The 12,140-nt window shown below is 49.3% G+C and carries 11 protein-coding genes (1 of these 11 running past the window's edge); 9 read left to right on the top strand and 2 right to left on the bottom strand.

The window, feature by feature from the left end; translation table 11 throughout:
* Positions 1-29: 29 nt before the first annotated feature.
* Positions 30-374 (bottom strand): ribonuclease P protein component, encoded by a 345-nt coding sequence (gene rnpA / locus SK3146_RS18705; RefSeq protein ID WP_249866360.1) that lies wholly within the window; start codon positions 372-374, stop codon positions 30-32.
* A gap of 174 nt (positions 375-548) precedes the next feature.
* Positions 549-683: a 50S ribosomal protein L34 gene (gene rpmH, locus SK3146_RS18700; protein WP_028550661.1), complete on the bottom strand. Its 135-nt coding sequence runs from the start codon at positions 681-683 to the stop codon at positions 549-551.
* A 515-nt stretch (positions 684-1,198) separates the two neighbouring features.
* Here rpmH and dnaA point away from each other — a divergent pair.
* The 9 genes from dnaA to SK3146_RS18655 all read left to right on the top strand — a co-directional run.
* A complete protein-coding gene (gene dnaA, locus SK3146_RS18695) occupies positions 1,199-2,563 on the top strand; it encodes a chromosomal replication initiator protein DnaA (RefSeq protein WP_249860248.1) in 1,365 nt (454 codons plus the stop codon).
* A 246-nt stretch (positions 2,564-2,809) separates the two neighbouring features.
* On the top strand, positions 2,810-3,952 hold the full coding sequence (gene dnaN, locus SK3146_RS18690) for a DNA polymerase III subunit beta (RefSeq protein WP_249860247.1): 1,143 nt from the start codon (positions 2,810-2,812) through the stop codon (positions 3,950-3,952).
* Positions 3,953-3,990: 38 nt separating this feature from the next.
* Entirely contained in the window at positions 3,991-4,206 is a 216-nt protein-coding gene (gene yaaA / locus SK3146_RS18685; RefSeq protein ID WP_249860246.1) for a S4 domain-containing protein YaaA, read from the top strand.
* Between the two features lie 50 nt (positions 4,207-4,256).
* Entirely contained in the window at positions 4,257-5,366 is a 1,110-nt protein-coding gene (gene recF / locus SK3146_RS18680) for a DNA replication/repair protein RecF (protein ID WP_249860245.1), read from the top strand.
* Between the two features lie 33 nt (positions 5,367-5,399).
* Entirely contained in the window at positions 5,400-5,648 is a 249-nt protein-coding gene (remB, locus tag SK3146_RS18675) for an extracellular matrix regulator RemB (protein WP_249860244.1), read from the top strand.
* 28 nt (positions 5,649-5,676) lie between these two features.
* Positions 5,677-7,584 carry a DNA topoisomerase (ATP-hydrolyzing) subunit B gene (gene gyrB, locus SK3146_RS18670; RefSeq protein ID WP_249860243.1) on the top strand — a complete coding sequence of 636 codons (1,908 nt, stop codon included), beginning with the start codon at positions 5,677-5,679 and terminating at the stop codon, positions 7,582-7,584.
* Between the two features lie 26 nt (positions 7,585-7,610).
* A complete protein-coding gene (locus SK3146_RS18665) occupies positions 7,611-8,462 on the top strand; it encodes a polysaccharide deacetylase family protein (RefSeq protein ID WP_249860242.1) in 852 nt (283 codons plus the stop codon).
* 141 nt (positions 8,463-8,603) lie between these two features.
* On the top strand, positions 8,604-11,090 hold the full coding sequence (gene gyrA / locus SK3146_RS18660; protein WP_249860241.1) for a DNA gyrase subunit A: 2,487 nt from the start codon (positions 8,604-8,606) through the stop codon (positions 11,088-11,090).
* Between the two features lie 111 nt (positions 11,091-11,201).
* Positions 11,202-12,140 carry the 5' portion of an HD-GYP domain-containing protein gene (locus SK3146_RS18655; protein ID WP_249860240.1) on the top strand. Its footprint extends 117 nt past the window's final position, so 939 of the gene's 1,056 nt are visible here — the first part of the coding sequence; it begins with the start codon at positions 11,202-11,204; the stop codon falls past the right edge of the window.

The raw sequence follows: 12,140 nt of genomic DNA, 5'->3' as shown, positions 1-12,140 counted from the left end.
TCTTATCGTAAAAAAGAAATGAAATCGCCTTATTTTCGCGCCAAAAGCGACGCTCGCTTGAACACATGGAGGATGCTCTTCTCCACCTCTTGATAAGTCAGTCCGACGACCGGCTTGCGGGCGATGAGAATAAAATCGTAGCCGCCGGCAAATTTCGGCCTGTTCAGCCTTACGATTTCCTTAACGACCCGGCGGATTCGGTTGCGGACGACCGCGTTGCCGAGCTTCTTGCTGACCGAAATCCCGAGGCGAAACGACTCCTGCTGAGGACGCGGATAATAATAGAGGACAAACTGGTGATTCGCCATCGACTTGCCGCCGCGGTACACCTTATCGAAATATTCTCTTTTCGTTAAGCGATTTTTCTTCTCCACGCGTGTTCTCTCCATCTTCGACCCGATCCGCCCCGCCAAAACAATACTAGCCTGTGCCAAAACCGGTAATTTTAAACCCGTCTTCCCCGCTTCCGGGGCAATCAGCCGCCGACAACCTCCGGAACCAAAGGTCCATATACAACAAAAAAGACCACCTGACAGTGGTCTTTTGTATTATGCGCTCAATACTTTTCTTCCTTTAAGACGACGAGCAGCGAGTACTTTACGACCATTCTTCGTACTCATTCTCTTACGGAAGCCGTGAACCTTCTTATGTTTTCTCACGTTCGGTTTGTATGTCGGTCTCATTATATGCACCTCCCCAAAGGAATACCATTCCCAAAAATACCTTATAACATTAAAACATCTTAAAGCCCAAAAGTCAACTTCCCCCTCCGACAAAGTTTTGCCATTCTCCCGGCCGCAGCCGGGCCTGTGGATGACTCGCCAAAAAAGTGCCTGTGAATAAAAAAAAGCGCTTATGCGCAGGATTTGTCGAACTAATAACACGTTATAAACAATATCTTGTGTTGTTGATAAAAGTTACACACAAGCTCTTGAAGATGTGGATAAATCGAAACAATCCATTGATAATCACTGCATATTTTGTTATTATGATAATGCTTATCCTGTGGATAGAGAACGGTTATCAACTATTTTATCAACAGCCTGTGGATATCTTTGTGAACAATTTACAGCCCCTCTGTATAATAAAAAGTCGCATCTTCTGAATGTTGTGGATATTTTACGACACGACCCGCATTTTTTCTACACCCGTATGGCTTTAGCCACACCGCCTATTTTTTTGAAGGAGTGAATACATTGTGGAAAGCCATCCGAACGAGCAATGGCAGCAAGTTCTTTCCATTATTCAAACAAGGCTAAGTAAACCGAGCTTCGAAACCTGGTTTACGTCCACAAAGGCCGTTGTTTTCAACGAGTCGAAAGTCGTCATCTGCGCACCGAACAACTTCGCCAGGGAATGGCTGGAGAACCGGTACACCAAGCTGATTAAGGATACGATATTCGATTACCTTGGAAAGCCAGCGGAAGTGAAGTTCATCATCGAGTCCGACGAAGATAAAGCGGTCGGCGCTCCCTCCTCCCTGCCCAATATCCCGGTGAAAGCCCAATCCGCCGTCCCAGAAGAAACGTTCAGCCATATGATGAACCCGAAGTATACGTTTGACACCTTTGTCATCGGTTCGGGCAATCGGTTTGCTCATGCGGCTTCTCTTGCTGTGGCCGAAGCGCCGGCGAAGGCTTATAACCCGCTGTTTTTATACGGAGGCGTGGGGCTTGGAAAAACGCACCTTATGCATGCGATCGGACATTACGTGCTGGAGCATAATCCGAGCGCCAAGGTGCTGTACATCTCGTCCGAAAAATTCACGAACGAATTCATCAACGCGATTCGCGACAACCGGGGCGAGAGTTTCCGCAACAAATACCGCAATATCGACGTGCTGCTTATAGATGATATTCAGTTTCTGGCCGGAAAAGAACAAACGCAGGAAGAATTTTTCCATACGTTTAATGCGCTGCACGAAGAACGCAAGCAAATTATTATATCCAGCGACCGCCCGCCGAAAGAAATTCCGACGCTGGAGGAACGGCTGCGCTCCCGGTTCGAATGGGGTCTGATCACCGACATTCAGCCGCCCGATCTGGAGACGCGGATTGCGATTTTGCGCAAAAAAGCGAAGGCGGAAAACTTGGAAATACCGAACGAGGCGATGGTTTACATAGCCAATCAAATCGATACGAACATCCGGGAGCTCGAAGGCGCCCTCATTCGCGTCGTCGCCTATTCATCGCTGATTAACGAAGATATTTCTTCGCATTTGGCGGCCGAAGCGCTGAAAGATATTATTCCCAGCAGCCGGCCGAAGGTGATCACGATTCAGGATATTCAGCAGAAGGTCGGCGAATTTTACGGACTCAAGCTGGAGGATTTCAAGGCGAGGAAGCGTACGAAAATGGTCGCTTTCCCAAGGCAGATCGCGATGTATTTGGCCCGCGAAATGACCGACTTCTCTTTGCCCAAGATCGGCGAAGCGTTCGGCGGACGCGACCATACGACCGTCATTCATGCTCATGAGAAAATCTCGGAGGCATTGAAGAACGATCAGGAATTATACAAGATTATTCAGAATTTGATGGAGAAAGTGAAAAACATAACGGTATGATGAACAAAGCTACTTGATCGGACTTGCCTCCGATAAAGACTTATCCAGAGTCTTGGTGAGTAGCTTTTCGTTTCTGTATAACTATAAGCCTATGCACAAACTATTCACATGTGGATAGGCTTTCGTTTTGGCGTTTTTTTGCACATATCCACATATCCAGGGCCCCTACTACTATTACTAATAAAAAAAAGGTATTATAGATGTATATGGCATCTCCATCATTTTCGTAACCATAGGAGTGACAATATGAAGTTAACGATCCTGAAAGAACATTTGAACGAATCCATTCAGCATGTATCCAAAGCCATATCGAATAAGACGACCATTCCCATTTTGAGCGGGATCAAAATAGATGCGGATGCTAACGGAATGACGCTGACCGCCAGCGACACGGACATATCGATCCAAAGCTTTATCCCTGTGGAAAAGAACGAGCTTCATATCATTGAGCTGGAACGCCCGGGGAGCGTCGTTCTCTCTTCCAAATTTTTTGTAGAGATCGTACGGAAGCTGCCGGCTCAAGTGGTGGAAATCGAAGTGAAGGATCATTTCCAAACGACCATTCGTTCGGGTTCCTCCGAAATTCAGCTGGTCGGTCTCGATCCGGAGGAATATCCTACGCTTCCGAGCATCGAAGAAAACCGCCGCATTCAAATGCCGAGCGATCTGCTCAAAACGATGATCAAACAAACGTCGTTTGCCGTCTCCACCAATGAATCGACGCCGATTTTGACCGGTATTTTGTGGACGATCGCCGATCGCAAGCTGAAGTTTACCGCATGTGACCGGCACCGTCTCGGCAGCCGCGAAACGAATATCGAAGTGGATGCCGATTTTACGCTGCACAACGTATCGATATCGGGGAAAACGCTCAATGAGCTTTCCAAAATTTTGCCCGACCAAAATACATTGATCGACATTATTTTTGCCGAAAATCAGGTGTTGTTTAAACTCAGCTCGATTTTGTTCTATACCCGCATTTTGGACGGAACGTATCCGGACACGTCCAAGCTGATTCCGCAATCGTTCCAAACCGAGCTGGTCATTAACTCGCAGCAGCTCGCCGAAGCGATCGATCGGGCGTATTTGCTCTCAAGGGAAGAGAAGACGAATATCGTTAAATTAATTATGCGCGAGGACCACACGATCGAGATTTCTTCCAGCTCCTCCGAGCTCGGGAAAGTAACGGAGCAGCTCGAAGTGTCCAGCTTGACCGGGGAGCTGCTGCGGATTTCGTTCAACTCCAAATATATGCTCGATGCGCTCAAAGTGATGGACGGCGACTTGATCCGCATCGGCTTCAGCGGCGCGATGCAGCCGATCATTATCCGGCCGGAGGAAACCTCCAGTCTGCTGCAGCTGATTCTGCCTTATCGGACGACGAACTGACGCGCCTATTTTCAGGGAAAAAGGGGGATCGAATTACGATGAAGACGATCCATATTCATACGGAGTACATCACGTTAGGCCAGTTTCTCAAGCTTGCGGACTGTATTTCAACGGGCGGTCAAGCTAAAAGCTTTTTGCAGGACACCGCTATTTTCGTCAATGGAGAACCGGAGAACCGCCGCGGCAAGAAGCTCGTTGATCAGGATCGTGTGCGTGTCGAAGGCTGCGGAGAATTTCAAGTGGCTCGCGGCTAGCATGTTTGGAAGCGGCTGTGCGTTCGCATAAGCCTGTAGGAGGAAATGCTTTGCAACTGAAAAAGCTGTCTTTACAGCATTACCGCAACTATGACGAAGTCTTTTTTGAAACCGGACATATGGTCAACATCATTGTGGGTCCCAACGCTCAAGGAAAAACGAACCTGTTGGAATCCATCTTTGTGTTGGCCTTAACCAAGTCTCATCGGACTCATCAGGATAAAGAGCTCATCCAGTGGAACGCTTCCCATACGCTGCTGCACGGCGAGGTGGAGAAAAAGTACGGCACGTGTCAGCTTGACCTGACTATATCCCAGCAAGGGAAGAAGGCGAAGATCAACGGACTTGAGCAAAAGAAGCTGAGCAATTTCGTAGGTTCCCTCAATGTCGTCATGTTCGCGCCCGAAGACTTGGAAATCGTCAAAGGCTCGCCTTCCGTCCGCCGGCGCTTTCTGGATATGGAGATCGGTCAGGTGCATCCGGCTTATTTATACGATCTGTCGCAGTATCAGAAAATATTGACGCAGCGCAACAACTACTTGAAGCAATTGTTTTCCGCCAAGGATGCCAAAGACGGCATGCTGGAGGTGTGGAACGAACAATTAGCGAATTTTGGTATTAAAATTATTAAAAAACGTCAAAGCTTTATAAAGAAGCTGCAATCCTGGGCGGAGAAGATTCATCTGGGGATCACCGGAGGAGGCGAACAGGTCCGAATCGCTTATGCGACGGCGTTCGATTCCGCGGCTGTGGAAGATGAAACTGTTTTATTTGACCAATTTATGATAAAGTTATCACAGGTGAAAGAACAGGAAGTGCGGCGCGGCGTTACGTTGGTGGGCCCTCATCGGGATGATTTATTGTTCTATATTAACGACAAAGAAGTGCAAACGTTCGGTTCGCAAGGGCAACAGAGGACGACGGCGCTCTCTTTGAAATTAGCCGAAATCGAATTGATTCGCGAAGAAGTCGGGGAATACCCGATTTTGCTGCTGGACGACGTTTTGTCCGAGCTCGATCGGTCCCGGCAAACCCAGCTGATTGAGACGTTTCAGAACAAAGTGCAGACGTTTATTACGACGACCGGAATTGAAAGCGTGGATTTAGCCAAGCTGGAAAACGCTTCTGTCATTCATGTTCGGAACGGAAGCCTAACTTAGCAAAGTCTCACGCGATAAGGAGAGGGCGCGGAAATGTTCATCCATTTAGGCGGAGAAAAAATTATTCGTGCAGCTGAGCTCGTGGCCATATTTGACTTATCCATCGAAAAATCTTCAAAAATATCAAAGCAGTTCATCAGCTACGCACTCAAAGACAAGAAGGTTGAAGTGATCGGGGAAGAAGAAAGCAAGTCTCTGGTGGTCACCCAATCGAAGGTGTACTATTCCCCCATCTCCTCCATGACTTTGAAGAAACGGGCGCATCAGTTATTAACAAACTAGATTTTACCTTGGAAAAGTGGGTGTCAACATGTCTGTGAATCAAAACACGTATGATGAAAGTCAGATACAGGTACTGGAAGGTCTTGAGGCTGTCCGGAAACGTCCGGGGATGTACATCGGGTCGACCAGTGTAAGAGGCCTTCATCACCTTGTGTGGGAAGTGGTCGACAACAGTATTGACGAAGCTTTGGCCGGATTTTGTACCAAAATCGAAATCATTGTCCATAAAGACAACAGTATTACCGTTATTGATAACGGCCGCGGGATTCCTGTCGGCGAGAACGTGAAGCTGAAGAAGTCGACGCTGGAGGTCGTGCTTACGGTTCTTCATGCCGGCGGTAAATTCGGAGGCGAAGGATATAAGGTGTCCGGCGGTCTTCACGGGGTCGGCGTGTCTGTCGTGAACGCTCTCTCCAAGAAGCTGGTCGTGCAAGTCAAACGCGAAGGGAAAATCCATCAGCAGGAATTCCAGCGCGGCGTACCCCAATATGATCTGAAGATCGTAGGAGACGCCGATCATACGGGAACTGCGATCCGATTTTGGCCGGATGAGGAGATTTTCACGGAAACGACGGATTACGACTATGATACGCTGCAATCCCGGATACGGGAATTGGCGTTCTTGAATAAAGGCATCGAAATTAGCTTGACCGACGAGCGGACGGATGTCAGCAATACGTTCAAATACGAGGGAGGCATTATTTCCTTCGTCGAATATTTGAACCGGAACCGTGAGACTATCCATGCGCCGATTTATACGGAGGGCACCAAGGATTTCATTCAGGTCGAAATCGCCCTGCAGTACAATGACAGCTATACGGAGAACATTTATTCGTTTGCCAATAATATTCATACACATGAAGGCGGGACGCATGAATCGGGGTTCAAGAGCGCTTTGACGCGCATTTTGAACGATTATGCCCGCAAGTACAATGCGATCAAGGACAGCGACTCGAACCTTACGGGGGATGATGTGCGGGAAGGTCTGATTGCGATCATTTCCGTTAAAATTCCGGAGCCGCAGTTTGAAGGACAGACGAAGACCAAACTGGGCAACAGCGAAGTGCGCGGTATTGTCGAATCGCTGTTCTCCGAGAAGCTGATGGAATTTCTGGACGAAAACCCGGCGATAGCGAAGAAAATTGTCGAAAAAGGCGTTCAGGCGGCGCGCGCGCGCGAAGCTGCCAAGAGGGCTCGCGAGTTGACCCGTCGTAAAAGCGCGCTGGAAGTGAGCGCCCTGCCGGGGAAATTGGCGGACTGCTCTTCCAGAGACGCTTCGATCAGCGAAGTCTACATCGTCGAAGGGGACTCCGCGGGAGGCTCGGCGAAGCAAGGACGCGACCGTCATTTCCAAGCGATTTTGCCGATCCGCGGTAAAATCCTCAACGTAGAGAAGGCTCGGCTGGATCGCATTCTGTCCAGCGCGGAAATTCGCGCGATCATTACGGCGCTCGGAACGGGAATCGGCGACGACTTCGATATCTCCAAAGCGCGTTATCATAAAGTGATCATTATGACCGATGCCGATGTCGACGGAGCGCATATTCGTACGCTGCTGCTTACGTTCTTCTATCGCTATATGCGGAAAGTGGTCGAGGCCGGCTATATTTATATCGCCCAGCCGCCGCTGTACAAATTGGAGCGCAACAAAACGGTCCGTTACGCTTACAACGATAAGCAGAGGGATGCGATCATGCAGGAGTTCGGCGAAGGCGTGAAGGTCAATGTGCAGCGGTATAAAGGTCTAGGAGAGATGGACCCTGAACAGCTGTGGGAGACGACGATGGACCCGGAGAGCCGCACGCTGCTGCAGGTGAATATTCAGGATGCGATGGATGCGGACGCTATTTTTGACGCGCTCATGGGGGAAAATGTCGAACCGCGCAGAGAATTTATCCAGCAGCATGCCAAGTTCGTTAAAAATCTTGATGTTTAGGAAAAAAATAGAAGGAGCTATTAGCGTTGAATGGGATACAGAAAGCCGGACTATGGCTGCTTATGATCGTTCTGCTATGGCTCAGTCCGGGATTGTTTCGAAGCGCTGAATGGAATGCCTACACCGATAAGGTAGCCGTCGTCGCCTATCATCATATCGATGACGAAATAGTAGGCGACGTGACGATTTCTTCCCGATTGTTCCGGGATCAGTTGACCGATCTGCTGCAAAGAGGGTATCACTTTATTACGCTCTCTCAGTTTAAGGCGTTTTTGGCGGGAGGGGCGGTTCCTCCGAATGCGGTTTTGGTTACTTTTGATGACGGATACCAAAGTTTTTATACCCGCGCTTACCCCATTTTGAATGAATTGAATATTCCCGCCGTCAATTTCGTCATTACCAAAGATCTGGAACAGCCACTGATGAGTCATATTCCTTCTCTATCGAAAGATCAGATCCGGCAAATGACTCAGGAAAATCCCGGAATAGACGTACAGTGTCATACGGACAGCCTGCATGACCGTGCTCCGAACGGCGGCGCTCTCTTCACGACAAGGCTGACGAACAGCGCAGGGATAGAAGAGACGGAAGCGCAGTTCGAGCAGCGCATTATTGACGACACCGAGCTGTGCCGCAGCAAGCTGGGATCTCTTTATCCCAGGCCCGTCGATTCGTTTGCCTTCCCATTCGGTATCTATGACGCCAAATCGGCAGAACTATTGAACAAGGCAGGCATTCGGTATGCCTATACCACCGTCAGCGGGCTTACGGAGCGGGGAACCGACCCGATGCAGATTCCGCGGATCAATGCCGGGAGTCCATTTGTTAGAGCGAACTCATTGAATAATTTAATTCTTAAAAGACTGCACGGGCTTTAATCGTATTCAGCAGTGCTTACGAAGTAAGTTTTCCCTACGGAAAACTCAGTAGTGCTTACGAAGTAAACTTTCCCTATGGGAAAGTTCAGCTAGTGCTTACGAAGTAAGTTTTCCCTACGGAAAACTCTCAGGAGGTAAACAATGTCCGACGAACAGAGGTCACCACAAATTAAAGAAATCGATATTAGCTCGGAGATGCGGACTTCCTTTATGGATTACGCCATGAGCATTATCGTCAGCCGCGCCTTGCCGGACGTAAGGGACGGGCTTAAGCCTGTGCATCGACGCATTCTGTTCGCCATGTCCGAGCTGGGAATGTCTCCGGATAAGCCTCACAAGAAATCGGCCAGAATCGTCGGCGAAGTCATCGGTAAATATCACCCGCACGGGGACAGCGCTGTTTATGAGACCATGGTGCGGATGGCGCAAGACTTCTCGCTTCGCTATATGCTGGTGGACGGCCACGGCAACTTTGGTTCGATCGACGGCGACTTTGCGGCGGCGATGCGTTATACCGAGGCCAGATTATCCAAGATCGCCATGGAGATGCTGCGCGACATCAACAAGGAAACGATCGATTTTATTCCGAACTATGACGGCGAGGAGCAGGAGCCGGCCGTTCTTCCGGCCCGTTTTCCGAATTTGCTCGTGAACGGCAGCTCCGGCATTGCAGTCGGTATGGCGACGAACATTCCTCCTCATAACTTGAGAGAGGTGATCGACGGCGTTCAGCAGCTGATCGAAAATCCGGATTGCACTCCTATGGATTTGATGCAATCGATTAAAGGCCCGGATTTTCCTACGGCCGGCTTCATTCTTGGGCGCGAAGGAATCAGACAAGCCTATAATACAGGACGCGGCTCCGTTACGATGCGGGCGAGAGCCACGATTGAAGAAAACAATAACAAAGCGCGAATCATCGTTCATGAGCTTCCGTATCAGGTTATCAAAGCCCGTCTGATCGAGAAGATCGCGGAGCTCGTGCGAGAGAAAAGAATCGACGGCATTACCGACCTGCGCGATGAATCGGACCGCAACGGGATGCGCATCGTCATTGAGCTGCGCCGCGATGTTAATCCGAATGTTGTTTTGAACAATTTGTACAAGCATACGGCCCTTCAATCCAACTTTGGCATCATCATGCTGGCGCTGGTCAACGGCGAGCCGAAGGTCATGAATCTGAAGGAAATGCTGTTTCATTATTTGGAGCACCAGAAGGTAGTTATCCGCCGCCGTACCGAATACGAGCTGCGCAAAGCCGAAGCAAGAGCTCACATTCTCGAAGGCTTGCGCATAGCGCTCGATCATTTGGATCGCGTCATCGCCCTGATCCGCGCATCCCGTACGACTGAGGAAGCGCGCGACGGTCTGATCCGGGAGTTCGCTCTTACCTACGAGCAGGCGCAGGCGATTCTAGACATGCGTCTGCAGCGCTTGACCGGTTTGGAACGCGAGAAGATCGAAGAGGAGTACGCGGAGCTCCAGCAAAAAATTGCCGAGTACAAAGCGATCTTGGCCGATGAGCAGCTGGTTCTGGCCATCATCAGCACAGAGCTTAACGAAATCAAAGAGAAATTCGGCGACGAGCGCCGCTCCGAGATTACGATAGGTGAAGAAAGCATCGAGGATGAGGACCTGATTCCGCAGGAAGACGTCATTATCACCATCACGCACACCGGCTACATCAAGCGGCTGCCGGTAACTACGTACCGCAGCCAGAAGCGCGGCGGCAAAGGTGTCATCGGCATGGATACGAAGGATAACGACTTCGTCGAGCATCTGTTCGTAACCAATACTCATCATTACTTGATGTTCTTCACCAACAAGGGAAAAGTGTACCGTCTGAAAGCCTACGAGATTCCTGATCTTAGCCGTACGGCCCGTGGAACTCCTATCATTAATCTGATCCAGATTGAGCAGGGAGAGACGATTAACGCGGTCATTCCGGTGGAGAGCTTCGAGTCCGAGCAGTATTTATTCTTTGCAACCAAGAACGGTTTGGTGAAAAAGACGCCGCTCGACGACTACAGCAACATCCGCAAAGGCGGTTTGATCGCTATCACGCTTCGCGAAGACGATGATCTGATCGGCGTCCGGTTGACTGACGGCAATCAGACGATCATTATGGGAACCAAGCAGGGCCTCTCCATTCACTTCCCGGAAGAAGAAGTGCGTTCGATGGGACGTTCGGCTACCGGGGTGAAGGGCATCCACATCGGCGAAGACGATGCTGTGATCGATATGGACGTGGTTCGCAAGGACAACAGCGTTCTGATCGTCACCTCCAAAGGCTTCGGCAAGCGGACTCCGATTGACGAGTACCGTCTCCAATCGCGCGGCGGCAAAGGAATCAAGACTCTTAACGTTACGCCTAAAAACGGCTATGTGGTCGGCCTCAAAGTCGTTCAGGATGACGAGGATCTCATGATTATAACCGCCCTTGGCACGATTATTCGTACAAGCATGTCGGGCATTTCCATGATGGGACGCAATACGCAAGGGGTTAGACTCATTAATATCCGCGATGAGGACGAGGTGGCTACCGTCGCCAGAGTCGAGAAAAACGAAGAAGCGCTGGATGAGCAGGACGGCGAAGAAACCGTTGATTCCAACGAGTCGCAAGAGTAATCAAGTCAAACGTTAAATTTTATCACATACCGCGAAGAATGGGGGTTACATCCCCATTCTTTTTCGTTTAGAATAGGAATGATATGACAGAAAGTAAGGTGAGGACGTTCGATGGCGACTGTTCCCGTATCTCAATTAAAGCCTGGCGAGAAGATGAGCGAAAACGTGCAGACAAAGCGCGGCAATACTCTTTTCTACAAAGGGAAAGTCATGACGGAAAGAGACATTGAGATATTGAAAGCATTTCTTATTCCAACCGTCTCGATAGAATCAAAGACAGAACAAGAATCGGCAAAAGAAGCGGCTACGGAGGAAACTGGAAGCGCGGTCTCTCCTTTTTTCGAAGAATACGATAAAATGTTGGCTTTGCTGAAACGGGTATTTATCTCGGCCAGCGGACAAAATCCGCCGATCCTTGAAATTCGCACCCAGCTTGAGGCGCTGATTCAACATATCGAACAGTACCGGATTTTGACGTTTACCCCTAGAATGTTTCAGCTTCATGACTATGTGTACCATAACAGCATTATGGTGAGCTTAACCTCCTACAGCTTGGCCAAATGGCACGGGCTACCCGCCAGGGATTTGATGCCGGTAGCACTTGCCGGGCTGCTTCATGATATCGGCAATACCAAGGTGGATCAGGGAATACTGTATAAACCGAACAAGCTGACTGTTGAGGAAACGGAAGAGATGAAGCAGCATACCGTTATCGGATATAACATGCTAAAGAACGTCACGGCCATTAATGAAGGGGTAAAATTATCGGCTCTTCAGCATCACGAACGGGAAGACGGTTCCGGATATCCAATGGGAATCAAAGGGGATAAAATTCATCTCTATTCGAAGATCGTAGCTATCGCTGATATTTTCCATGCAATGACCTCCGCCCGTTATCATAAAAAAGGCGCCTCTCCCTATCTCGTGCTTGATCAGTTATTTAATGAATCGTTCGGTAAACTGGACCCTTCTCTTGTTCAGACCTTTATTAAAAAAGTGACGCAGTTCCATAACGGGGTCTTGGTCAAATTGAGCGATAACCGGATCGGC

This window comes from Paenibacillus konkukensis, from assembly GCF_023523925.1.
GTDB lineage: Bacteria > Bacillota > Bacilli > Paenibacillales > NBRC-103111 > Paenibacillus_S > Paenibacillus_S doosanensis.
Note: the sequence above shows the minus strand (reverse complement) of the source record. Positions and strands in the feature narration are given on the sequence as shown.